Genomic DNA, 21,824 nt, shown 5'->3' with positions numbered 1-21,824 from the left:
ATTCCGCCTGCGGGACGGTCTGGAGGCGCTAACGTGCCATCCGGTGCAGAAAAGTAAAGAAGGCACGGCACTGTTCTTCAACGAGACTGAGCTGACCGGTCGCGTCCTGACAACGAACGGCGAGAAGCAGGTCTTCACGTATCGCGGCAAAGCGTACGCAAAGTCGGTGACAGAGTTCGTGGCTGATATTGATGGGACTGACTTCATCGACCGGGTCCGCGATCGCATCTGCGAGATGGGTCACTTCGCGGTTCTCTATACAACCCATAGCTATACGCGCAAAAGATCCGAAAACGGCGATTTCTTCCGCATCATCGTTCCTCTGGAACGCCCGTTTCTTGTCGAGGAGCATGGTGGAAACCCGGGAGTTGCCGCAAGGCACTGGCTATCTCGATACGTGGGCCTCTCGAAAGTGCTTGGCATCGAAGATCTAGATCTGAGCGCGGCCAAGTTCGTGCAGATGAAGTACATGCCGCGACGTGCCAGTTCAGATGCGCAGTTCAAACACTACATGGTAGCAGGCCGAGCACTTTCAGTCGAAGAAATGCCTGTCGAGGAAAACCTGCTGGAGTTCAAGGTTGCCGGATCGACGGAGCGCACGTGTCGCCGACAAACTGGCCTTCAGGACGGCACGATCTGGACACAGCTCGGTAAGTTGATGACTTGTTTGAATTGGGCAGAGAAGACCGGTTTGATCGACAGGGCGCCCTACATCGAACGCCCCAGTAAACCGGCTCCCAATGAAAGATATCTGAATCGGCAGGAGATCGCACAACTCCTTGCGGTCGAATGCGCTCCTCATACCAAGCTAGCGATCCGGCTTATGTTATCGACGGCGGCTAGGGTGACGGCAGTGCTGGAGCTCACCTGGGATCGGGTGGACTTTGAGCGTGGTCAGGTCAACCTCCGCACTGGCGAGGGACAGAGGAAGGGTCGCGCTATTGTTCCCATAACTGAAAGTCTGCGCGTGGCACTCGTAGAAGCGCGAAAGGCCGCGTTGTCCGACTACGTCATTGAATGGGCAGGTGGCCCGGTGAAGTCCATCAAGAAGGGCTTCAGGGCGGCCGCAGTCGATGCTGGATTGCTAGATGTCTCGCCTCACGTGCTCAGGCACACGGCCGCTGTCCACATGGCCGAGGCGGGCATAGCGATAGAGGAGATCGCTCAGTTTCTGGGCCATTCGGATTCGCGGATCACGGCGTCCGTCTATGCGTGTTACAGCCCAGAGCACCTCCGCAAGGCCGCTCGCGCGTTGGAGTTCGACTAGACTAAGGTTCAATGAACCTAGGATCACTGTTTTACACACAACAAGGGCGCCCGTGGGCGCCTTGTTTTGTTGGTCGGAGTGAGAGGATTCGAACCTCCGACCCCTGCCTCCCGAAGACAGTGCTCTACCAGGCTGAGCTACACTCCGACCGTGGCGCGTGATCTATACCTGCAATCTGGGTTCCGCAAGGGGATTCGTAAAAGCGCTGGCGAAATTCGCGCCTCTTGCTCTCTGGCCTGCTGTTCGCAATTGTAGAGTGAAATGCGGAGTGCACATGAGCGGAAACCTCTATTTTCTGATTGGCGGTATCGGCATGTTTCTGGTCGGTATGGAGATCATGACTGCCGCGTTGAAATCTGCCGCTGGCAGCAACCTGCGCGAGGTTTTGACACGCTTCACCACGACGCCATTTCGAGGGGTGTGTACCGGAGCGCTGATGACAGCCATCGTGCAGTCTTCGAGCGCAACAACCGTCATGATTGTTGGGTTTGTTGGGGCCGGGCTGCTCAGTATGGCTCAGGCGTTGGGTGTGATTTACGGCGCCAACATAGGGACCACGGCCACGGGATGGTTGGTGTCTCTGTTAGGGTTGAAACTACAGCTGGGAACCATCGCCATGGCGGTTCTATTCCCGGCAGCCCTGGCCGATCTCTTGGGGCATGGCACTGTGGCGCGCGTCGGGCGGATTGTGTCTGGCCTATGTCTGGTGCTGATCGGCATCGACCTGATGCAGGCGGGCATGGGCGATCTGACCAAGCATCTGACCCCGGATATGTTGCCCGGCGCGAGCCTGGGCGGTCTGCTGACTTTGGCCGCGATCGGGGCGGGGATCACCATCTTGATGCAATCGTCGAGCGCGGCGATGGCTTTGGCGCTGGTTATGCTGTCGGCACAGGCAATCACGCTGGCGCAGGCTGCGACGATTGTCATTGGCATGAACATCGGAACGACCTTTACCGCTTTACTGGCCGCCTTGAGTGGGTCGACGTCCATGCGCCAGACGGCGCTGGCCAATCTGATTTTCAACATCGTGACCTCGGTCGTGGCCTTTCCTTTGTTGTTGATTGTGCAGGGTGGGTTGGCGCAATTGGCCGTTCAGACGGATGAAATGACGGCGCTTTTGGTGTTTCACACGGGGTTCAATCTGGTCGGGGCGGCTCTGTTTCTGCCAGTGACACCGCAGTTTGCAGCCTGGATCGCACGGCTCTTGCCTGAAAAACACCCTGAGCGGTTGTTTGAGCTGGACCGGCGGCTGCTCAGCGACGGGCGATCTGCACTGTTGGCGGCGCGCAGTGCGATGGCACTGATTGCTGAGCGTCAGTTTCGCGCCTTGGGCGCAGCAATGGCACCCGAGCCGGATTACCGACCACTTGCGGCCTTGCAGCCCTGTGCCGACGGTCTGGCAGATCTGCGAGAGTTCCTGTCGGATGTTCGGTTGCCCGAGGACAGCACCGAAGACGAGCTGGCCTATGCCGCGTTGCTGCACCAGTTGGATCACCTGTCTCGGCTGTTGGAGCGTAGTGCACAGAGCGAGCGGATTGCTGATCTGTTGGGGGACCCGATCCTGCGCCGTCCGGCCTTGGCCTCGGGCGCTTTGCTACGTCGGACAGCAGACAACATGGGGACGCCGCGCAATGTGCTTCGAACGGAAAGGCTGGCTCACCAAGTGGAGCAGCGCCGCAAGCGCCATCGCCGGGCGATGATGCAGGGCGAACATGCAGGGCTTTTTTCGTTGGATCAGATGTTTGCGCATACCGACGCCTTGCGTTGGTTGCAGCGGGTGCTTCACCACGTCGAGCGTGTATCGCATCACCACATGGTCGCGACAAGGGAGCTGCCCGCGCCAGATCCATCCGGCGCGGGCTGATGCCAAATTACAGGCTGTCGTTCAGGGCTGCCACGATGGTATCGCCCATTTCCGAGGTCGACAGCGGGGTCACGCCTTCTTCGCCCAGTAGGTCACCGGTGCGGGCACCGTCGGCCAGAACTTTTTCAATGGCCGCTTCCAGGCGATCTGCCTCGGCGCCATTATCGAAGGAATAGCGCAGCGCCATGGCAAAGCTGAGGATACAGGCGATCGGGTTCGCCTTGCCTTCGCCCGCGATGTCGGGGGCCGAGCCGTGTACCGGCTCGTACAGCGCCTTGGGACGTCCGTTGGACATAGGCGCACCCAGTGAGGCCGAGGGCAGCATGCCCAGCGAACCGGTCAGCATGGCGGCACAATCGGACAGGATATCGCCGAATAGATTGTCGGTCAGGATGACATCGAACTGCTTGGGCGCGCGAACCAGCTGCATGGCGCCGTTGTCGGCGTACATGTGACTGAGTTCCACTTCGGGGTAGTCGGCGTGCACGCGGGTCACAACCTCGCGCCACAGGATGCCGGATTCCATCACGTTGGCCTTCTCCATCGAGCAGACCTTTTTGCCCCGGCGCATCGCCAGTTCAAACGCCGAGCGGGCGGCGCGTTCGATTTCGGATTCGGTGTATCGCTGGGTGTTGATGCCCACGCGCTCGTTGCCTTCTTCAAAGATGCCGCGCGGCTCGCCAAAGTAGACGCCCGAGGTAAGCTCGCGCACGATCATGATGTCCAGACCGGCGACGATGTCTTTTTTCAGCGACGAGAAGTCGGCCAACGCGTCAAAGCACTGTGCCGGGCGCAGGTTGGAAAAGAGGTCCATTTCCTTGCGCAGGCGCAGCAGGCCGCGCTCGGGCTTCAGCGAGAAGTCCAGATCGTCATATTTGGGGCCACCCACGGCACCCAGCAGGACGGCGTCGGCCTCTTGCGCCTTGGCCATCGTCTCGTCCGACAGGGGCGCGCCGTGCGCGTCATAGGCTGCACCGCCGACCAGATCCTCGCTCACGTCAAATTGAAGACCACGGTTGTCGCCAAACCAAGTGATGATTTTGCGCACTTCGGCCATGACTTCTGGGCCAATTCCATCACCAGGAAGGATGAGGAGCGAGGGGTTGGACATCGGGGCTCTCCTTGCGTTCTGTCGCAATGGGCCTAGCGTGTGCAGCCAGAGGGGTCAATGTGACGATCCCGGCAAAAACAAGGGAAAATGACGATGCTGACACCAGGAAAACAGGTTCCTGCGCTAACAATCGAAACTTTGGGTCAGGGGACCTTTGATCTGGACAAGAATCATGGCGAGAACGGCACCGTCGTAATTGTCTACCGGGGCCTGCATTGTCCCATCTGCATCCGCCAGATGGCCGAGGTCGAGGCGGCTCTGGATGACTTCGCCGCTCAAGGGTTGGAGGTGATCATGATCAGCACCGACACCAAGGATCGCGCCGAGCAGACGGTTGAAAAGGCGGGTACATCGAAACTGCGCGTGGGATACGAGCTATCGCTCAAAGCCGCACATGACGATTGGGGTTTGTGGATTTCATCCAAGCGACCGGACTCGGCTGAGGCGGACCTGTTTGCCGAGCCGGGACATTTCTACATCGCGCCGGACCGGACGCTGTATTTCGGCTGGCAGCAGACGACGCCTTTTGCGCGGCCGTCGACGGCGGACATGTTGGGCGGCATCAAATGGGCGTTGGAGAACAACTATCCGCCACGTGGGGCTTACACCGGCGACTTGCCGTCCTGAACGGCCAATAGCTCTGTCACCAACAAATCCCAGACCCTGCGAATGCGCGGGGTCTGGTGCATAGCCTGGGGGGCGGCAAGCCAAACCTCGAGCGGGGGAATGCGCAGATCCAAGTCTAGCTTTACGACCCTCGGGTCGGCGTCGGCCACTGATGCCTGGCAGAACCCGATGCCACAGCCTGCCCGCACCAACTGCCAATAGGCGCTTTGGTTGTCGCAGCGCACCGGGAATTGTGAGCGGGTCACCGAATAACCCATGTTTTGCATCGTCTGGATGATCAGATCGTTGGCGTCATAGCCGACAATCTCGTGGTCAAACAGATCCTCGATTTTTGCTGGGTGCCCTTTGCGTTCAAGATAGCTGTGCGCGGCATAGGCGCCGAGTTCGATACTACCCACGCGTTGCGCAACGATGTCGAGCTGTCGGGGGCGGTACATGCGGATGGCGATATCGGCCTCACGGTAGAGCAGGTTTTCGGTGGCATCTGTTGGGACGATTTCCAGTTGGATTTGCGGTTCCGTTTGTCGGATGCGGGCCAGAATGTCAGGCAGCACATGGTGAGACATGAAGACCGAGGCGGTCAGGCGCACTGTGCCGCTCAGGTCCTTGGACTGTCCGGCAGCCGTCAGGGTTAGCGCCTGCATGGCGTCGTGCATCTGGTGCGCCAGCGGGAGCAGGCGGCTGCCGGTGTCACTCAAGCTCAGGCCACGGGCGTGGCGATCGAAAAGGGACACGCCAAGTGACGTCTCAAGCGCCTGAATTTGCCGCCCCAAAGTGGGTTGGCTGCGGCCCAAGGCGCGGGCCGCACCAGAGAGAGAGCCGTGTTCTGCGACGGCAACGAAGCTTTGTATCAGGGTCCAGTCGGTTGAGGTGAACGTATTATCCATTCACCAATGAATACATGATCTGCATCTTGAGGCAATTCATACTGCCAAAGTGAATGGATACCTTCGCGCCAAGCAAAGGAGGATTTCCATGACCAGAACCGCACTTATCCTGGGCGCTACCGGCCGATTTGGCCGCAATGCTGCCGAGCAATTTTGGACCGCCGGGTGGACCGTCAAACCCTTTGATCGCAAAAGCGATAGCCTTAACCTGGCTGCTCAAGGTGTCGATGTGATCGTGAACGGCTGGAACCCGGCCTATCCCGACTGGGCCAAGAGCGTGCCGGGTTTGCATGCGCAAGTGATCGAGGCGGCCCGGCTGAGCAATGCCACGGTGATTGTACCAGGCAATGTCTATGTCTTTGGCGCCGACACGCCCGCGCCCTGGTCTGAGGCAAGGCCGCATAAGGCGCAGAACCCCCTGGGGCGCATTCGGATCGAGATGGAGCGCGCCTATGCCGCGTCCGGCGTGCGGACAATCATCCTGCGCGCGGGGGATTTCATCGACACCCAAGCCTCAGGCAATTGGTTCGACATGATCATGGCGAAAAAGCTGTCCAGCGGGCGGTTCGTTTATCCGGGCGATCCCAGCATTGATCACAGCTGGGCCTATCTGCCGGATCTGTGTCGCGCTGCCGTGCAACTTGCCGAAATGCGGTATGATCTGCCCCGGTTCTGCGATGTGCCGTTTCCGGGTTACAACGCAAGTGGTTTGGAGCTGGCGCAGCATCTGAGCGTCCTCCTGGGTCGCGATGTGGCGATCAAGCGGATGAACTGGTTGCCGATCAAAATATTACAGCCGGTCTGGCCGATGGCGCGGTGCTTGGTCGAGATGAGCTATTTGTGGCGCACGGCTCACAGTCTGGATGGGACGCGGTTTCACGAGTTGTTGCCGGAGTTTCAAGAGACGCCGGTGGAGCAAGCATTGGCTTCGGCCATTCCGGCCTCACTCTTGCGGGATCAGGTCAACCCAAACCAAGCGGTGGCGGCTGGCACCTAGAGCGGTTTCATGGCCTGCCTCACCCTTGGCGGGCCAATATACGCCCGAGGCTTGCACAACCCAATCGCGGGAGGGCAGGACGTAATCGACCCGCAGTCGCCCAACGCCGTCCCACTCCACCGTGTCAGTGGCATTGGGGCTGCGGTGTCCTTGATCCGGGGCGGTGGTGGCCCCGTTGCTGGTGGGGGCAGGGTCTTGCAGGCGCGGGTCGTCAAGCAAACCCTGCACCACCTCGCCATAACCGTCGCTGTCCCACGGATCCAGATTGGTGCCACCCAACAAAACAAAGCGGTTCTGCGGGGTAGGGCCAAGCGTGCCGTCAAGAAACAGCGTCCAAAAGCGGTTTTCGTCCCGGTTGCGCAGCCCGTTGCGATCTTCGGGTCCGTCAAACACAGGCGGCCCGGCTTGCGATGTCAGCAGGTGGATGCGGCCCAAAGGGGTTTCAATTGGAACGACCCAATGCCCGGCAGAGGACAGGCGTTGTATGGCTTGCGCGGCGTGCGACGGGAAGGGGGCACCATCGCGTTCCGGAAGTTGCGCGTCGGGGAGGTCTTTCCACAAGAGCGTCGAGAAGTTCTGAACCTCGGCGCGAACGATTGGATAGCGAGACATGATAGCCATGCCATTCTGACCGGTGAATTCACCATATCCTTGGGCGTCTCCCGGTCCGCCTAAGCGGCCGTCACCGTCCAGATCCAGATCGGTCATCGTCCCGCTGTTGGGTTTCAACGCCAGACGGTGCGGGTAGGGGGAACCGGCATCGGCCAGAGTCCTGGCCAAAGCTTCCAACGTCAGCCCGTCATGATCCCAATCCACGCCCTGTAGGGCCAGAACATCGGGTGAGGTTTCGCCGATGACCGCCACAAAATCGGCAATCTGCTTGTCCTTGCCCCTTTGCAAATCGCGCAGCATCAGGCCGGGACCATCGCGGGACAGTTCTGTGTTGAAACTTGCGATACGCAGGGGCTCGGCTGTAGCTATGCCCGGCAACAACGCCAGTGCAAGCAGCAGCCATCTCATGCGGTTTGCACGGCCTCGGCGTTGGCATAAGCGCGGCGGCGCTTTTCCTCGATCAGGTCTGAAACCCGCAGCATCGCCATTCCGCGCATGATCATCGAGGCAGGCAGGAAAGCCCAGGCACTCATGGTCCAGATCAGTGTTTGCGGGTTGTCCAGCATGATCGGGTTGACCAGATCCGCGGTCGCTTTGACGACTGCGGGGATAAAGAACGGGAGCAGCACACCCAGAACCACGTTGATCCGCCCATCTCTTTGCAGGCGGGATACGACATCGCCGCCGGTCGTTGGGTCGAACAGCGGCAAGTTGATCCAGACGTTGAACGCGCCGTTTCCAATGGGCCAACCGCGCACCCGTACGGCAATGTAAAAGGCACCGACGGTCGCCAGGGCCACCACATACGACACGCCAGCTGCGATGCGGACCGAATTTACGGTGTCCAGCGTCGCATGATTGGGCAACATCAGAACAACCAAACGCACAGGCGAGAACGGGAAATCGACGAGATGTGCGATCAGAACACCCATCCCCGCGAACAGTGTGGTGACATTGGTGGGTGCATATTTGTGTTTGCAGATCAATGTCAGCAAAACCACCATTGTCATCAGCGCAATAAACCGCAGGCGGTTGAGGGGCGGGGCGTCGCGGAATTCGATAAAGCTGGGAAAGGTCGAGTTGTACTCGGCAAAGGTCAGCACGAATGCAAGGATCGCGAGCAGAACCACGATCTCAGGAGAATTCGTTGTGTAGCCCGGCAGATACAGCGCAGGCGTGACCACCATCAAGGCCACCAATATCCCGCGCAAAGCCGCGCCTGTGATGCGTGCAATCACTGTCCGATCCCTTCAAACTGGACAGGCCGATGCGTTGCCGAGCCTTTGTTCCAACTTGATCAAACCCCGAAGGGTCTGTGCCTCATTTTGGCCCCATTTGTGCCGCCATTTGGTCACCCGCTCAAGTCACCGACCCACGAAATACCTGATTTCAGGCGAAAAGATGGCGAGACTGGTGCGTCTTTGCATCATTGGTGGTGCAGAAATTGGGCGAAGCACCGGCGAGACACTAAATGTTGTGGAATTTGTGGCGGGGACCGCAAAACGCAAAAGGGCCACATCGAAATGTGGCCCAAGTGCTTGGAATCATTGATCTTGATTTGAGACTTGGATCAGACCCAGGGACGGGCCTGCGCGGCCTGTGCCTCAAAGCTGTCGATCGAGCCGGCTTTCTCCATCGTCAGGCCGATGTCATCGAGACCTTCGAGCAGGCAGTGCTTTTTGAAGGCGTCCACGTCAAAGGAGAACACCTGACCATCCGAGGTGGTGATCTCTTGCGCTTCAAGATCCACGGTCATGCGTGCGTTCTCGCCCTTTTCCGCGTCAGCCATCAGCACGTCCACTTGCTCCTGGGGCAGGACGATGGGCAGGATGCCGTTCTTGAAGCAGTTGTTGAAGAAGATGTCGGCAAAGCTGGTCGAGATCACACATTTGATGCCGAAATCAGCAATCGCCCAAGGCGCGTGCTCGCGCGACGAGCCGCAGCCAAAGTTGTCGCCCGCCACCAGAATCTCGGCGTTGCGGTACTGCGGCTTGTTCAGCACGAAATCGGGGATTTCAGTGCCGTCGCGGTTATAACGCATCTCGTCAAACAGGTTCACACCAAAGCCGGTGCGCTGAATCGACTTGAGGAACACCTTGGGGATGATCATGTCGGTGTCGATGTTGACGAGAGGCATCGGGGCCGCGATGCCGTGGAGCTTTTCAAACTTTTCCATTAGCGTTTTCCTAGTCTTTGGTGCTTCAACCCGCCGAGATCGAAACCGATCTGTTTTACGGTGCGAGCAATGAAGCTGTTGTCTTCGGGTCTGTGGGTTGCGTGGTAGCGGCGGATCATTGACGCATAGAGATGCACCGCCAGCGTGTTTTCGGTGAGCCAGTTGTCTTCTGTGCAATAGCCGCTGAACAGGACGTCAGTCATGACACCGCGAAGCGGATAAAAAGCTTCGGGACCATGGGCGTGTTTCATCTCGCCGCATTTGCGCAAGGTGTAGGTCAAGGCACGTGGCCCAACCGCAGGTCGCCTGAGTTCAAAGGCTCGCAGCAATCGCTTGCCCGGCGGGGCCTTGGCGATTTCTGCTTGATCCTTTTCGCCCAGCCAAGGGGTGATCCATTCGGGATCCTCGAACCAATCGATCAGCTTGTTCAGTGTCTTGGATGTCTGCGGCAGACGCAGAACGGCACCGTTGATCGCTCCGGTTGGTTCGAATCCCACCCGATAGTCGGCGACCGGCATGGGGCGCACTGCCAACATGTCGGTGTCAATCCAGACCATGTCCGTCTTTTTCAGCAGATAAAGGCGAAACAAGTCCGACAGCATGGATGCAGGCGCGCCTGCGTGACCGGCCGGAGCCGGGTCCCAGACGTCGGTGATCGGTGCCGTGCGAACGCCGGGCGGAACCGATGGGGCCGTGTCCGCCATAAAGAACAGCACGACCTCATGCCCATGATAGGCATAGCTGGCCAAGCAGAGTTTGTGCAGCCAGTTCAGCTCACCTCCAACCCACAGGCTGGCGACGGGCGGCAAGGATTTACTGAATGACATTCATTACCTTTTGCTTGCGTCAGCCTGCGGGTCTGGCCGGTAAACCGGTGACAGATCAGGCCAATCAGGTGTTCTCTTCGGCGCTGCGCATAAAGAGCGCGGCAAAGAGCAGACCAAAACCGTTGAACAGCATCTCGATCCCAAGAAGGATCCCGACCAGGTTCAAGAGCCACGCGGGTTCCGCCGCCGCATTGGTCCAGATGATACCGGCCAGCACGATGGACAGAACGCCCGAGATGAGTGTCGGCCAGAAATACGCAGTTCCGCGCATCTGGAACGACAGGATGACCCGGGCAATACCGCCTGCCATGAACAGGATCAGGATCAGCATCGCGAGCGAGATTGTGCCCTGTAGCGGATGAGCCAGGAATGACCAGCCTAGAAAGAGCATGATCGCGCCCATCAGGATGGACAGGATCTTGTTCCCTGTACCTTCAACCGTAAAGCCGCCAACCAATTGCAAGCCGCCGCTGATGAGCAGCAGAATGCCGGTGATCGCAGTCACCGCGATCGAGGCCACGACCGGCGCGCCCAGGATGAACACGCCAAATACGATGGATAGGAGCCCCAGAAGGAGCATTTTCAGCCAGTCACTCATGTCTCTATTCCTCTCAAATATTCATATTTGATTGGAGCTTACACCAGTTCACGTACGTCTGTCAGCCGTCCTGTAAGTGCCGCTGCGGCAGCCATGGCCGGGCTGACCAGATGGGTGCGGCCCTTATAGCCCTGACGCCCCTCGAAATTGCGGTTCGAGGTGGCAGCGCAACGCTCGCCTTCGGACAGCTGGTCGGGGTTCATCGCAAGGCACATCGAGCAGCCTGCCAGGCGCCATTCAAAGCCGGCCTCGCGGAAGATGTCGGCCAGGCCTTCTTCTTCGGCTTGCAGGCGAACCAGTCCCGAACCCGGAACGATCATGGCGCGCATACCGTCCTTGATCTTTTTGCCTTTGACCACTTCGGCCACGGCGCGGAAGTCTTCGATCCGGCCGTTGGTGCACGAGCCGATGAATACGGTGTCGATCTCGATGTCGGTGAGCTTCTGACCGGGGGTCAGGCCCATGTATTCGATCGAGCGGCGCGCAGCTTCGACCTTGCCACCCTCGAAATCCTCAGGCGAGGGGACAACACCGGTGATTGGCAGCACGTCCTCAGGCGATGTGCCCCAGGTGACGACGGGCTGGATGTCTTCGCCTTTCAGCGTGACAACCTTGTCGAAATGCGCACCCTCGTCGGTGAAGAGTGTCTTCCACCAGTCAAGTGCGGCTTCCCATTGAGCGCCCTTGGGGGCGTGGGGGCGACCTTGGACATAGTCGTATGTGGTCTGGTCAGGCGCGATCAGGCCGGCGCGTGCGCCGCCTTCGATGGCCATGTTGCAGACGGTCATGCGGCCTTCCATCGACAGATCGCGGATCGCTTCACCGCAGTATTCGATGACATAGCCGGTGCCGCCGCCAGTGCCGGTTTCACCGATCACAGCCAGAGTGATGTCCTTGGCGGTCACGCCCGGCTTCAATTTGCCAGTGATTTCCACCTTCATGTTCTTGGATTTTTTCTGGATCAGCGTCTGTGTGGCCAGAACGTGTTCAACCTCGGATGTGCCGATGCCGTGCGCCAATGCGCCAAAGGCACCGTGAGTCGCGGTGTGGCTGTCGCCGCAGACAACGGTCATGCCGGGCAGGGTCCAGCCCTGTTCGGGGCCAACGATGTGCACGATGCCCTGGCGGACGTCGTTCATCGGGTAATAGTGGATGCCGAATTCCTTGGCGTTGGTGTCAAGCGCCTGCACCTGAATGCGGCTTTCCTCGGTCATCTGCGTCGGGTCTTCGCGGCCTGCTGTGGTGGGCACGTTGTGATCCGGGACAGCGATGGTCTTTTCCGGTGCGCGTACCTTGCGGCCGGTCATACGCAGACCTTCGAACGCCTGCGGGCTGGTCACTTCGTGCACCAGGTGGCGGTCGATATAGAGCAGGGTTGTGCCGTCTTCGGCCTCATGCGCGACATGCGCATCCCAGATTTTGTCATAGAGTGTCTTGGGGGACATCGGTCCTCTCCCGTGGTTTGGAAATAGCTGGCAATGTGGTGGCTGGTCGCCGCTTATAGGCGAGCCAGAACCGTGCGGGCAGCCCCAAAGAACCGCTCGCGCAGGCGGGCGCGGTCTTGCAGGTAGATGCATGAGGCGTAAACGGGTGTCATGGCCCCCAGATACAGACGCAAAGTGAGTCTATCAAGGTCTGCTGTTTTCAGGTTGGATTCCGCCAAGTGCCGTAAGGGCACAGCTGCGTGAGGTTACATTGGCGATTCATTGAATTGTCATCTAGCCGTTGTTACTTTAAAGGCACCCCAGCGTCGGGGGGCTGTCGACGCGCAAAAAGGAGGACAATGTCCTGTCAACGCATACAGAGGTGGCTAAGTCCACCGACGGACGGGCCGCAATGATGGCTCAGTCTCAACTCACCAGCGAAAAGCTGCTTGAGCGTATTCTATCTTCTCTCAACGACGATAAGGCCGAAGATGTTGTGCAGATCGATCTGCGCGGCAAGACCGAGATCGGTGATTACATGATCATCGCATCGGGTCGTTCGACGCGTCAGGTGTCGTCGATGGCTGAGAAGCTGACAGACCGCATCAAGCAAGAGTTCGGGTTCACCTCGAAGGTCGAAGGCAAGGATGCCGGCGACTGGGTTCTGATCGACACGGGTGATGTGGTTGTACACATCTTCCGCCCAGAGGTGCGCGAATTCTATCAGCTGGAAAAGATGTGGCTGCCACAAGGTAGCAGCGCCTCAGCAAACTGAGGCGTTTTCGCCCCCGCTTTTCGGGGGTGCGTGACACATCATGCGTATCAGCATTTGCGTGGTCGGCCGCTTGCGGGCCGGACCCGAGAAAACCCTCATTGACGATTATCTGACCCGGTTCGACCGGACAGGGCGGGCGCTTGGCCTTGGCCCTGCGCGCGTGATTGAGGTTGAGGATAAGAAGAACGCGGGCATGGGTGCCGAGGCCGCGCTGCTGCGAAAGGCGCTGCCCAAGGGGGCAGTGATCTGTACGCTCGATGAGCGCGGCAAAGTGCTGTCATCGCCCGATTTTGCCGGACAGCTTGGCAAATGGCGCGACGCAGGGCGGCAGGATCTGGCGCTGGTCATCGGGGGGGCGGATGGCATCGACCCATCGCTGCGCGCCGAGGCAGATTTTTCGATTTCCTTTGGGAAAATGGTCTGGCCACACCTGCTGGTGCGGGTGATGCTGACCGAGCAGCTGTATCGTGCCGCCAATATCCTGGCCGGCGGGCCATATCACCGGGTGTGATTTACTCTAAATCGACAACGTAAGTGTCTGCGTTCCAGCCGTGGACCGAATCGCGGGCGCGAATCTGGACCTGCTTGGTGCCTGCCGGGATCTGAACGCCGCCCAGAGACCTGGTAAATGGCTGCTCGTTCTCGTGGGGGTGATGCAGGACGCGCATTCCCAACTCGTTGCCCTGCATGTCCAGCACCTGCCAGCCATCGGCGTAGTGATCCCAACCGGTGTCCGGGTGGCGGATGGTGACGTCGAATCGCCAGGTGTCGCCGCTGGCGCGGGCAGTGGCTTTTTCGATCAGTGGGGCGTCGGCCAGCGCAGGGGCGGCGAGGAACAGGAAGGGGATCAGGTATCTCATGAGCGGAGCCTATCGTGAATTCGATGAGGGTTCAGGTCACGACTCTGTGTTCGGAGGGAGCTTCAGCAAAACCCTGCGCGAATGCGAGGCAAACTCGCGCCGATAGAGGATCGCGAGCGTGACGGCGGTGGCCAAGAGAAGGGGCACGGGCCCGAGCATCCATGCGGTCGAGGCGAGCGCGAAATAGATTGTTCTGAGCGCCTTATTGAAGCTACGCGCGGCGGTAATTGAAATCTCGGCCGACTGTGAGGCACGAGGCGCGCAATGCGGGTCATCGGGGTCGTTGGGCACGGCGGCCATCAGTACGGCACAATAGCCAAACAGGCGGTGGGACCAGACGAATTTCAGAAACGCATTTGATAAAAGAAGTATTACGATCAGGATCTTGATCTCCCAAACCATTGCGGGTGCGCTACCGATGGCAAGGTCTTCCGCGACACCGGCCAGCCTCTCCGTGTTGCCGAACAAGGCCAGTCCACCCCCGATTGCGATCATCGAAGTGGAAGCAAAAAACGTTGTGCTTTGACGCATGTTCCCAACCAGCTGGGCATCGAATACGCGCGGCTGTCGGGTGATCATTTGGGTCATCCAGTCGTGGCGAAACTCGTCCATCAACGCCGAGACCGAAGGTTTGTTTGGCGCAGGGTTTTCAATCCGCCACCCGATCCAGAGCCATCCGGCAATCAGGCAGGTCACCGCCACATAATCCAGCGGTGAAAACAACAAGGCGCGGTCGATCCAGGTCATGCCCGCACTCTACGATTTACCAGTTGGGCTTGCCAGATCGTAAAATTGGTAATATTATTTTACCAACTGGAGGATCCCGTATGGAAATGCCCACACCCAACGCGGCCGTTTTGGCGCGCAAGGCAAGGTTGGTCGAGCGTCTGCAACGTGTGTTGCCAGAAGACGCTGTCATTCATGACGAGGCAGAGACGCGCGCCTATGAGTGCGATGCGCTGACGGCCTACAAATGCCCGCCGATGTTGGCGGTGCTTCCGGCCTCGACCCAAGAGGTATCGGACGTGCTGCGCATCTGCCACGAAGAAGGCGTGCCTGTGGTGCCGCGTGGCTCGGGCACCTCGCTGGCCGGAGGGGCGTTGCCGACGGCGGATAGTGTGATCCTGGGCGTGGCGCGGATGAATGACGTTCTGGAAACCGACTATGCCAACCGCATCATCCGGGTGCAGTCAGGGCGTACCAATCTGAGCGTGACCGGCGCAGTTGAAGAAGAGGATTTCTTTTACGCCCCCGATCCCTCGTCGCAGCTGGCCTGTGCGATTGCGGGGAATGTGGCGATGAACTCGGGTGGCGCGCATTGCCTGAAATACGGCGTGACCACCAACAACCTGCTGGGTGTGACCATGGTGATGATGGACGGCACCGTGGTTGAAATCGGTGGCGCGCATCTGGATGCGGGCGGTTTGGATCTGCTGGGTGTCATTTGCGGGTCCGAGGGGCAGTTGGGTGTCGTGACCGAGGCCACCTTACGGATTCTGCGAAAGCCCGAAGGTGCGCGTCCGGTGTTGATCGCGTTCGATGACAACGAGATCGCGGGTCATTGCGTCAGCGACATCATCAAGTCGGGCATCCTGCCGGTGGCGATCGAGTTTATGGATACGCTGTGCATCAAGGCCTGTGAGAACTTTTCCAAGGCGGGTTATCCCGATTGTCACGCCTTGTTGATTGTCGAGGTCGAGGGCTCTGAGGCCGAGATCGACTATCAGCTGGGCAAAATTGTTGAGATTGCCAAGCGCCACAACCCGGTCGAGCTGCGTGAAAGCCAGTCTGCGGACGAAAGTGCCAAGATCTGGTTGGGCCGCAAATCAGCCTTTGGCGCTATGGGGCAAATGAACGATTACATGTGTCTGGATGGTACCATCCCGGTGTCGTCGCTGCCCATGGTTTTGCGTCGGATTGGCGAACTGAGCGAACAGTATGGCTTGCCGGTGGGCAACGTTTTCCACGCGGGCGACGGCAACATGCACCCTCTGATCCTGTTTGATGCGAACAAGCCGGGTGATCTGGAACTGTGCGAAGAGTTCGGCGCAGAGATCTTGAAGCTTTGTGTCGATGCGGGCGGCTGTCTGACCGGCGAGCATGGGGTAGGCGTCGAAAAGCGCGATCTGATGCTGCATCAGTACACGGCCGAAGATCTGGAAGCGCAGATGGCGGTGAAGGATGTGTTCGATCCGGCCTGGCTGCTCAACCCGGCGAAGGTGTTCCCCCTGTCTGTGACGGAAACGCGGCGCGAGGCGAAAATCGCGGCTGAGTAATCAAGGTGTTAATGGGGGCTTTTCCCCCAAACCCCCAGAGTATTTTGGAAAAGATGAAATGAGACCAGAGACCGAGGGCCAATTGGCCGAGATCGTGGCCGGATTGAGTGAGCCTGTGCGGATTGTGGGCGGCGGCACGCGCGGTGTTGCCGGGCGAGGAGCCGAGTTGAGTGTGGTAGGGTTGAGCGGCATTGAGCTATATGAACCGGGCGCTTTGACACTGGTGGCGAAGGTCGGCACACCCGTGGCTGACATCGAAGCGGCTCTCGCCGTCGAAGGGCAACGGCTGGCGTTTGAGCCGATGGATCATCGCGGACTGTTGGGGACGACGGGTGAGCCGACGATTGGTGGGGTTGTGGCCGCCAATGTGTCGGGCCCGCGCCGGGTCCAGGCGGGGGCCTGTCGCGATTTCCTGTTGGGGGTGCGGTACGTCGATGGCCTGGGGCAGGTGATCAAGAATGGCGGGCGGGTGATGAAGAATGTCACCGGCTATGATCTGGTCAAGCTGATGGCGGGGTCCTGGGGTACTCTGGGTGTGTTGACCGAGGTGTCGTTGAAGGTGCTGCCGCTGGCCGAGGATGAAGAGACGGTGTTGGTTGCTGTTGATGGGGCGGCTCAGGCGGTTGAGGCGATGTCCGCGGCGCTGGGCTCTCCGTTCGAGGTGTCGGGGGCGGCTTATGATCCGGATGCCGGTCATGTTCTGCTGCGGATCGAGGGGTTTGCTGGGTCGGTCGCCTATCGGGTTGAGCAGCTGCGCGGTGTTGTAGGCGGCTTTGGTTCCGTAAGCATGGCGGATGACAGTGCCGGATTGTGGCGTGGCATTCGCGATGTGACGGCATTTCATGGTCAGGACGGCGATGTGTGGCGGATTTCGGTCAAGCCTTCGGATGCGCCTAGGTTGGCCGAGCAGTTAGGGGCGGATGGCCTGCTGTTTGACTGGGGAGGCGGGCTAATCTGGGCACGGGTGCTTGTGGGCACGGACCTGCGCGCGAAAATGGGTGATGTGTCGGGGCATATGACGCTGGTGCGAGGGACAGGGCAGGCGAAGTTTCAGCCCGAGCCCGCACCGGTTGCTTTGATCAGCGCACAGTTGCGACAGCGGTTCGATCCACGCGGGTTCTTTAATCCGGGACTGATGGGGTAAGACATGCAGACGACATTTACACCAGAGCAGCTGAAAGACCCGGCGATCCAACGGTCGAACGAGATCTTGCGGTCTTGTGTGCACTGCGGGTTTTGTACGGCGACGTGCCCCACCTATCAGGTGCTGGGGGATGAGTTGGACAGCCCGCGCGGGCGGATTTACCTGATCAAGGATATGTTGGAAAACAACCGCGTGCCGGATGAGAAGGTGGTCAAACATGTGGACCGCTGCCTGTCGTGCCTGGCGTGTATGAGCACCTGCCCGTCGGGTGTGCATTACATGCATCTGGTGGATCACGCGCGGGAATACATCGAGGACAATTACAAACGGCCCCTGTCGGACCGGGTGTTGCGGCGGGTGTTGGCGCAGATCCTGCCGTATCCCACGCGATTCCGGCTGGCCCTTTTGGGGGCCAAGATCGGGCGGCCATTCAAGTTTCTGATGCCGGATGCGCGGTTGCGGGCGATGCTGGACATGGCGCCCAAACATATCCCGCCGGTCAGTCGCAATGACGATCCGCAGAGTTTTGCTCCTGTGGTACCGCGCAAGAAGCGAGTCGCTCTGATGACGGGCTGTGCGCAAAAGGCGCTGAACACTGACATCAACGATGCCACGATCCGGCTGCTGACCCGGTTGGGGTGTGAGGTTGTGGTGGCCGAGGGTGCGGGGTGTTGTGGGGCGTTGACCCATCACATGGGCAAGACGGCTGAGAGCCATAAGACCGCAGCCAAGAACATTCACGCCTGGGTGGCTGAGATGGATGGCAAGGGGCTGGATGCGATTGTTATCAACACCTCGGGTTGCGGCACCACGGTCAAGGATTACGGCCATATGTTCCGCAATGACCTCCTGGCCGAAGATGCGGCACGGGTGTCGGGGATAGCGATGGACATCAGCGAGTTGCTTATGCAGCTGGACATGCCCGAAGGCGACGACAAAGGGTTGATTGTGGCCTATCACGCTGCATGTTCGCTGCAGCACGGGCAACAGATCAAGACGCATCCCAAGACCTTGCTCAAGCGGGCCGGGTTCAAAGTGGTGGAGCCTGCGGATTCGCATCTGTGTTGCGGCAGTGCAGGGACATACAACCTGATGCAGCCCGAGATATCGGGGAAGCTCAAAGCGCGCAAAGTACGGACGTTGGAAGCCAAGAAACCAGACCTGATCGCAGCTGGGAACATCGGCTGCATGATGCAGATCGGCTCGGGGACTGAGGTGCCGATTATGCATACCGTTGAGCTGCTGGATTGGGCGACCGGAGGGCCGCAACCGCCTGCACTGAACGCGCCGGGCAAACGTGTGCCCGAAGTGCCGATCTTGCGCTGACTTGCCGTGCTCTGCTGGGCTGCTAGGGTGCCCGGCAACAGCTCGTAACAAAGTGAGGCGCAGATGGGGAACTCGGCGGGAATTGACCAAGACAGACTGCTGCAGCCGCATGATTGGACGTTTCCCGTTCCAATCGCCTATGGACCTGGGCGTCTTGCCGAAATCGGTGCACGTTGCGCCGCGCTGGGCGTAAGCAACCCGTTGATCGTGACGGACCGGGGCAGTCGCAACCTGCCGTTCATTGCGGAATTGGGTGAATACCTTTCTGTTGCTGGTCTAGAGAGCCAGGTATTCTCCGAGGTCTCTCCCAACCCCCGTGATGACGAGATCGGCGCGGGGCGTAATGTCTTTCGCACTGGGCAACATGACGCCATCATCGCCATCGGCGGCGGCAGCGCGATGGATGGCGGCAAGGCGATTTGCCTGACCGCGAACAATGACATTGATCTTTGGGCGTTCGAATTTGAACAGCCCGTACCGGATGTGCCCACTGATCACCCCTTTCCAACGTTGATCACCATTCCGACAACCGCCGGAACTGGGGCCGAGACCGAGAGCACCGCGATGGTTACGCATGTCGACAAGGGCATGAAGTTCTGCATCTGGCACCCCGACTTGAAACCGGCGCTGGCCTTGTTGGACCCGGCTTTGACGGTTGGTTTGCCGCCGCATTTGACCGCCTGGACCGGGGTCGATGCCATGACCCACGCGATCGAGGCCTATTGCGTGCCTGAATTTCATCCGCTGTGCGATGGCCTGGCCTTGGAAGCGTTGGCCCTGATTTCGCAGTGGTTGCCTGTTGCCTACCGCGAGCCCGACAACATGGCAGCCCGGGGTGGGATGCTGGTGGGGTCATGCCTGGCGGGGATTTCGTTTTTGAAAGGGCTGGGGATGGTGCATGCGATCTCGCACATGGTGGGGGCCGAGTACGACACCCAACACGGCCTGACGAATGCGATCATCCTGCCTGTGGTGATGCGATTCAACTTGACCGATATGGAGGTCAAGGCGCGGCGTATGTCCGAGGCGATGCGGGTTGCCGATGACACCCAGGCCGGGTTGGTTAGAGCGGTCGAGCGCGTTTTGGACGATTTGGAGATCCCGAAATCCTTAGCCGAGATCGGTGTGCCCGAGGACTGCGTTGAAAGAATTGCGGAAAAATCGCTGCACGACAGTGCGGCTGGGACCAATCCAGTGACCGTTGACCTGAACACCGCATGCCAATTGGTCGAACAGGCGATCCAAAAGGCCAGATAAGCGCGCAAAAGCGATCCCAAGTTGCCGCAGGTGCGCCCTAATTTCGCCCCACGCCGCTCATACCAATCTGAGACAACTTAAGTCTCGGAGGTCTGCGTGCGCACCCTATTGAAAACCCTTGTTTTGGCCATGATGCCCTTTGTGGCAGCGGCTGAGGATGCGCATCTGCAGCGGTTGGACACCACCCATTCGGGACGCGACTGGGAGGCGGTTGGCCGTTTGGACATCAACGGCACCGGGTTCTGCACGGGCGCCCTGATCGCACCTGATCTGGTGCTGACGGCTGCACATTGTCTGTTCAACAAATCCACCAAGGCCCGCATCGACGCCGCACAGATCGAGTTTTTGGCTGGCTGGCGCAATGGCCGTGCCTCGGCCTATCGTTATGTGCGCCGCGCGGTGATCCATCCTGACTATGTCTATGACGGGGCGGTCTCGACTGAGCGTGTGCGCAACGATGTCGCCCTGCTCGAGCTGCAGCGCCCGATCCGCAACACTACCGTCGTACCATTCCAGACCGGCAAGCGCCCGACGCGGGGCGAGGACGTGGGCGTTGTGTCTTATGCGCAAAGCCGGTCCGAGGCGCCATCGTTGCAAGAGGTGTGCTCGGTCATGGCGCAGCAACAGGGCATTCTGGTGATGTCATGTGATGTGGATTTTGGATCCTCGGGTGCGCCGATCTTTTCGTTCTCGGGGCAGGAGCCGCGCATCGTGTCAGTTGTGTCGGCCAAAGCCGAGGTGCAGGGTGACCGGGTTGCCTTGGGCACGGCGCTTGAGGAATCGTTGGTTCTGCTGCGAGCGCAGTTGGCATCCGGACAGGGGTTCAACCAAGCCCCTCCGCCCTCGACCAACCGCATTCAGGTCGGGCAGGGGCGCCGAGAGATGGGCGCGAAGTTCGTGAAGCCATGAAGGGTTTGATCGCACTGATCCTTGGGTTGGTGTTGGGCGGAATGGCCCAGGCGCAGAGCTCGGGCTTGGTGCGGTTGACGGATCGCGAGGATGTTCTGGGTTGGGAGGCCGTTGGGCGTCTGGACTTGGCGGGCAAGGGGTTTTGTACTGGAACCCTGATTGCGCCGGATCTGGTTCTGACGGCAGCGCATTGCGCCTTCGATAAGGCGACAGGGGCGCACTACCCCGTGGATCAGATCGTATTTCGAGCAGGCTTGCGCGATGGTCAGGCAATTGCGGAACGTCGGGTGCGCCAGATTGCGACCCATCCCGATTTTGTGGCCAACCAACCACCGTCGGCCGAGCGTGTGCGCGTTGACGTTGCATTGATGCGATTGGCTGAACCGATCACGGTGGCGCAGGCCGATCCGTTCGTTTTGCATTCGGGAGATTTGGACGGGCTCGAAGTCAGCGTGTCGTCTTATGGTCGGGGGCGGGCCGAGGCCATTTCGCGGCAACGATCATGTCAGGTTCTGCATCGCGCCGAAGGGTTGTTGGCTTTTGACTGCAACGTCACCTTTGGGTCGTCCGGGTCGGCGGTTTTTGCGCAAGTTGGTAACCGGGGGCGTATTCTGTCTGTGGTGTCTGCCATGTCACAGGCTCAGGGACGCAAGGTGGCATGGGGTATGGAACTGCCTGATATGGTTTCATATTTGAAACAACGTCTGCGGGTTGAAGCCGCCGCGCCAAAGGCGACCGTACGGCGGGTGCAGGTCGGGTCGAGCCGCAATTCGACAGGCGCCAAATTCGTCCGACCCTAAGTTCGACGCTGGGTCTTGAAACCCGATTTCCAACATCCCATCTGAATTTTACCGGGCCGCCTGAGATAGGGGTTCGGTGGAAAA

Annotated in this window: 23 protein-coding genes and 1 tRNA gene; 12 read left to right on the top strand and 12 right to left on the bottom strand. The window is 59.5% G+C overall.

From position 1 onward, the window contains the following. Nucleotides 1-43: 43 nt before the first annotated feature. Nucleotides 44-1,267, top strand: a complete 1,224-nt coding sequence (locus TRM7615_RS19785) for a tyrosine-type recombinase/integrase (protein ID WP_235824147.1) — start codon at nucleotides 44-46, stop codon at nucleotides 1,265-1,267. A gap of 70 nt (nucleotides 1,268-1,337) precedes the next feature. Here TRM7615_RS19785 and TRM7615_RS19780 read toward each other — a convergent pair. Then, nucleotides 1,338-1,414: transfer RNA gene (locus tag TRM7615_RS19780), tRNA-Pro, on the bottom strand. 127 nt (nucleotides 1,415-1,541) lie between these two features. Here TRM7615_RS19780 and TRM7615_RS19775 point away from each other — a divergent pair. After that, on the top strand, nucleotides 1,542-3,134 hold the full coding sequence (locus TRM7615_RS19775) for a Na/Pi cotransporter family protein (RefSeq protein ID WP_108790946.1): 1,593 nt from the start codon (nucleotides 1,542-1,544) through the stop codon (nucleotides 3,132-3,134). A 7-nt stretch (nucleotides 3,135-3,141) separates the two neighbouring features. Here TRM7615_RS19775 and leuB read toward each other — a convergent pair whose 3' ends face one another. Further along, entirely contained in the window at nucleotides 3,142-4,245 is a 1,104-nt protein-coding gene (gene leuB / locus TRM7615_RS19770) for a 3-isopropylmalate dehydrogenase (RefSeq protein ID WP_108790944.1), read from the bottom strand. 93 nt (nucleotides 4,246-4,338) lie between these two features. On the opposite strand from leuB, the gene TRM7615_RS19765 reads away from it, so the two are divergent. Next, entirely contained in the window at nucleotides 4,339-4,872 is a 534-nt protein-coding gene (locus tag TRM7615_RS19765) for a redoxin domain-containing protein (protein WP_108790942.1), read from the top strand. Here TRM7615_RS19765 and TRM7615_RS19760 read toward each other — a convergent pair. Next, nucleotides 4,848-5,759: a LysR family transcriptional regulator gene (locus TRM7615_RS19760; RefSeq protein ID WP_108790940.1), complete on the bottom strand. Its 912-nt coding sequence runs from the start codon at nucleotides 5,757-5,759 to the stop codon at nucleotides 4,848-4,850. The two genes, TRM7615_RS19765 and TRM7615_RS19760, sit on opposite strands and share 25 nt — an antisense overlap. 88 nt (nucleotides 5,760-5,847) lie before the next feature. Here TRM7615_RS19760 and TRM7615_RS19755 point away from each other — a divergent pair, with 88 nt between their 5' ends. Continuing rightward, nucleotides 5,848-6,756: a Rossmann-fold NAD(P)-binding domain-containing protein gene (locus TRM7615_RS19755; protein WP_108790938.1), complete on the top strand. Its 909-nt coding sequence runs from the start codon at nucleotides 5,848-5,850 to the stop codon at nucleotides 6,754-6,756. On the opposite strand, the gene TRM7615_RS19750 is transcribed toward TRM7615_RS19755, so the two are convergent. The 7 genes from TRM7615_RS19750 to TRM7615_RS19720 all read right to left on the bottom strand — a co-directional run bounded on the left by TRM7615_RS19750 (nucleotide 6,703) and on the right by TRM7615_RS19720 (nucleotide 12,566). After that, entirely contained in the window at nucleotides 6,703-7,776 is a 1,074-nt protein-coding gene (locus TRM7615_RS19750) for an endonuclease/exonuclease/phosphatase family protein (protein ID WP_108790936.1), read from the bottom strand. The two genes, TRM7615_RS19755 and TRM7615_RS19750, sit on opposite strands and share 54 nt — an antisense overlap. Beyond that, on the bottom strand, nucleotides 7,773-8,606 hold the full coding sequence (locus tag TRM7615_RS19745; protein ID WP_108790934.1) for a hypothetical protein: 834 nt from the start codon (nucleotides 8,604-8,606) through the stop codon (nucleotides 7,773-7,775). Before TRM7615_RS19745 ends, TRM7615_RS19750 begins: the two co-directional genes overlap by 4 nt. Nucleotides 8,607-8,938: 332 nt before the next feature. Next, nucleotides 8,939-9,544: a 3-isopropylmalate dehydratase small subunit gene (gene leuD / locus TRM7615_RS19740; RefSeq protein WP_108790932.1), complete on the bottom strand. Its 606-nt coding sequence runs from the start codon at nucleotides 9,542-9,544 to the stop codon at nucleotides 8,939-8,941. Then, nucleotides 9,544-10,371: a hypothetical protein gene (locus TRM7615_RS19735; protein ID WP_108790930.1), complete on the bottom strand. Its 828-nt coding sequence runs from the start codon at nucleotides 10,369-10,371 to the stop codon at nucleotides 9,544-9,546. The genes leuD and TRM7615_RS19735 overlap by 1 nt, the downstream gene beginning before the upstream one ends. A gap of 64 nt (nucleotides 10,372-10,435) precedes the next feature. Further along, nucleotides 10,436-10,969 carry an HdeD family acid-resistance protein gene (locus TRM7615_RS19730; protein ID WP_108790928.1) on the bottom strand — a complete coding sequence of 178 codons (534 nt, stop codon included), beginning with the start codon at nucleotides 10,967-10,969 and terminating at the stop codon, nucleotides 10,436-10,438. Between the two features lie 38 nt (nucleotides 10,970-11,007). After that, nucleotides 11,008-12,414, bottom strand: a complete 1,407-nt coding sequence (gene leuC / locus TRM7615_RS19725) for a 3-isopropylmalate dehydratase large subunit (RefSeq protein ID WP_108790926.1) — start codon at nucleotides 12,412-12,414, stop codon at nucleotides 11,008-11,010. A gap of 53 nt (nucleotides 12,415-12,467) precedes the next feature. Further along, nucleotides 12,468-12,566, bottom strand: a complete 99-nt coding sequence (locus TRM7615_RS19720) for an isopropylmalate isomerase (RefSeq protein WP_235820224.1) — start codon at nucleotides 12,564-12,566, stop codon at nucleotides 12,468-12,470. Nucleotides 12,567-12,805: 239 nt separating this feature from the next. On the opposite strand from TRM7615_RS19720, the gene rsfS reads away from it, so the two are divergent. Both rsfS and rlmH read left to right on the top strand, forming a co-directional pair. Further along, nucleotides 12,806-13,168 (top strand): ribosome silencing factor, encoded by a 363-nt coding sequence (gene rsfS / locus TRM7615_RS19715; RefSeq protein WP_108790924.1) that lies wholly within the window; start codon nucleotides 12,806-12,808, stop codon nucleotides 13,166-13,168. Between the two features lie 40 nt (nucleotides 13,169-13,208). Further along, a complete protein-coding gene (rlmH, locus tag TRM7615_RS19710) occupies nucleotides 13,209-13,679 on the top strand; it encodes a 23S rRNA (pseudouridine(1915)-N(3))-methyltransferase RlmH (protein ID WP_108790921.1) in 471 nt (156 codons plus the stop codon). Between the two features lies 1 nt (nucleotide 13,680). Here the strand turns inward: rlmH and TRM7615_RS19705 are convergent, their stop codons facing one another. Further along, the gene (locus tag TRM7615_RS19705; RefSeq protein WP_108790919.1) at nucleotides 13,681-14,028 is read right to left on the bottom strand and encodes a hypothetical protein; all 348 of its coding nucleotides are present in this window, start codon (nucleotides 14,026-14,028) and stop codon (nucleotides 13,681-13,683) included. Between the two features lie 36 nt (nucleotides 14,029-14,064). Next, complete coding sequence (locus tag TRM7615_RS19700) at nucleotides 14,065-14,775, bottom strand: DUF599 domain-containing protein (protein WP_108790917.1); 711 nt, start codon at nucleotides 14,773-14,775, stop codon at nucleotides 14,065-14,067. 80 nt (nucleotides 14,776-14,855) lie between these two features. On the opposite strand from TRM7615_RS19700, the gene TRM7615_RS19695 reads away from it, so the two are divergent. From TRM7615_RS19695 to TRM7615_RS19670, 6 genes are all read left to right on the top strand, one after another. Further along, entirely contained in the window at nucleotides 14,856-16,304 is a 1,449-nt protein-coding gene (locus TRM7615_RS19695; RefSeq protein WP_108790915.1) for an FAD-linked oxidase C-terminal domain-containing protein, read from the top strand. Between the two features lie 58 nt (nucleotides 16,305-16,362). Beyond that, nucleotides 16,363-17,448, top strand: coding sequence for an FAD-binding protein (locus tag TRM7615_RS19690; protein WP_108790913.1), 1,086 nt, complete (start codon nucleotides 16,363-16,365; stop codon nucleotides 17,446-17,448). A gap of 3 nt (nucleotides 17,449-17,451) precedes the next feature. Further along, the gene (gene glcF / locus TRM7615_RS19685) at nucleotides 17,452-18,774 is read left to right on the top strand and encodes a glycolate oxidase subunit GlcF (RefSeq protein WP_108790911.1); all 1,323 of its coding nucleotides are present in this window, start codon (nucleotides 17,452-17,454) and stop codon (nucleotides 18,772-18,774) included. Between the two features lie 63 nt (nucleotides 18,775-18,837). Next, on the top strand, nucleotides 18,838-20,031 hold the full coding sequence (locus tag TRM7615_RS19680; RefSeq protein WP_108790909.1) for an iron-containing alcohol dehydrogenase: 1,194 nt from the start codon (nucleotides 18,838-18,840) through the stop codon (nucleotides 20,029-20,031). Between the two features lie 129 nt (nucleotides 20,032-20,160). Beyond that, nucleotides 20,161-20,940: a trypsin-like serine peptidase gene (locus TRM7615_RS19675; protein WP_108790907.1), complete on the top strand. Its 780-nt coding sequence runs from the start codon at nucleotides 20,161-20,163 to the stop codon at nucleotides 20,938-20,940. Next, complete coding sequence (locus tag TRM7615_RS19670) at nucleotides 20,937-21,740, top strand: trypsin-like serine peptidase (protein WP_108790905.1); 804 nt, start codon at nucleotides 20,937-20,939, stop codon at nucleotides 21,738-21,740. The genes TRM7615_RS19675 and TRM7615_RS19670 overlap by 4 nt, the downstream gene beginning before the upstream one ends. The last annotated feature ends 84 nt before the right edge of the window (nucleotides 21,741-21,824 follow it).

The sequence above is a fragment of the Falsiruegeria mediterranea M17 genome (assembly GCF_900302455.1).
GTDB lineage: Bacteria > Pseudomonadota > Alphaproteobacteria > Rhodobacterales > Rhodobacteraceae > Falsiruegeria > Falsiruegeria mediterranea.
Note: the sequence above shows the minus strand (reverse complement) of the source record. Positions and strands in the feature narration are given on the sequence as shown.

Bases quoted from the DNA above. Each gene is read 5' to 3' on its own strand.
- TRM7615_RS19695 (WP_108790915.1), top strand. From the start codon at position 14,856: ATGGAAATGCCCACACCCAACGCGGCCGTTTTGGCGCGCAAGGCAAGG.
- TRM7615_RS19775 (WP_108790946.1), top strand. From the start codon at position 1,542: ATGAGCGGAAACCTCTATTTTCTGATTGGCGGTATCGGCATGTTTCTG.
- TRM7615_RS19670 (WP_108790905.1), top strand. From the start codon at position 20,937: ATGAAGGGTTTGATCGCACTGATCCTTGGGTTGGTGTTGGGCGGAATG.
- TRM7615_RS19675 (WP_108790907.1), top strand. From the start codon at position 20,161: ATGATGCCCTTTGTGGCAGCGGCTGAGGATGCGCATCTGCAGCGGTTG.
- TRM7615_RS19680 (WP_108790909.1), top strand. From the start codon at position 18,838: ATGGGGAACTCGGCGGGAATTGACCAAGACAGACTGCTGCAGCCGCAT.
- rlmH (WP_108790921.1), top strand. From the start codon at position 13,209: ATGCGTATCAGCATTTGCGTGGTCGGCCGCTTGCGGGCCGGACCCGAG.
- glcF (WP_108790911.1), top strand. From the start codon at position 17,452: ATGCAGACGACATTTACACCAGAGCAGCTGAAAGACCCGGCGATCCAA.
- TRM7615_RS19705 (WP_108790919.1), bottom strand. From the start codon at position 14,028: ATGAGATACCTGATCCCCTTCCTGTTCCTCGCCGCCCCTGCGCTGGCC.
- TRM7615_RS19720 (WP_235820224.1), bottom strand. From the start codon at position 12,566: ATGACACCCGTTTACGCCTCATGCATCTACCTGCAAGACCGCGCCCGC.
- TRM7615_RS19730 (WP_108790928.1), bottom strand. From the start codon at position 10,969: ATGAGTGACTGGCTGAAAATGCTCCTTCTGGGGCTCCTATCCATCGTA.
- TRM7615_RS19760 (WP_108790940.1), bottom strand. From the start codon at position 5,759: ATGGATAATACGTTCACCTCAACCGACTGGACCCTGATACAAAGCTTC.
- TRM7615_RS19690 (WP_108790913.1), top strand. From the start codon at position 16,363: ATGAGACCAGAGACCGAGGGCCAATTGGCCGAGATCGTGGCCGGATTG.
- leuB (WP_108790944.1), bottom strand. From the start codon at position 4,245: ATGTCCAACCCCTCGCTCCTCATCCTTCCTGGTGATGGAATTGGCCCA.
- TRM7615_RS19755 (WP_108790938.1), top strand. From the start codon at position 5,848: ATGACCAGAACCGCACTTATCCTGGGCGCTACCGGCCGATTTGGCCGC.
- TRM7615_RS19700 (WP_108790917.1), bottom strand. From the start codon at position 14,775: ATGACCTGGATCGACCGCGCCTTGTTGTTTTCACCGCTGGATTATGTG.
- TRM7615_RS19735 (WP_108790930.1), bottom strand. From the start codon at position 10,371: ATGTCATTCAGTAAATCCTTGCCGCCCGTCGCCAGCCTGTGGGTTGGA.
- leuD (WP_108790932.1), bottom strand. From the start codon at position 9,544: ATGGAAAAGTTTGAAAAGCTCCACGGCATCGCGGCCCCGATGCCTCTC.
- rsfS (WP_108790924.1), top strand. From the start codon at position 12,806: ATGATGGCTCAGTCTCAACTCACCAGCGAAAAGCTGCTTGAGCGTATT.
- TRM7615_RS19765 (WP_108790942.1), top strand. From the start codon at position 4,339: ATGCTGACACCAGGAAAACAGGTTCCTGCGCTAACAATCGAAACTTTG.
- TRM7615_RS19750 (WP_108790936.1), bottom strand. From the start codon at position 7,776: ATGAGATGGCTGCTGCTTGCACTGGCGTTGTTGCCGGGCATAGCTACA.
- leuC (WP_108790926.1), bottom strand. From the start codon at position 12,414: ATGTCCCCCAAGACACTCTATGACAAAATCTGGGATGCGCATGTCGCG.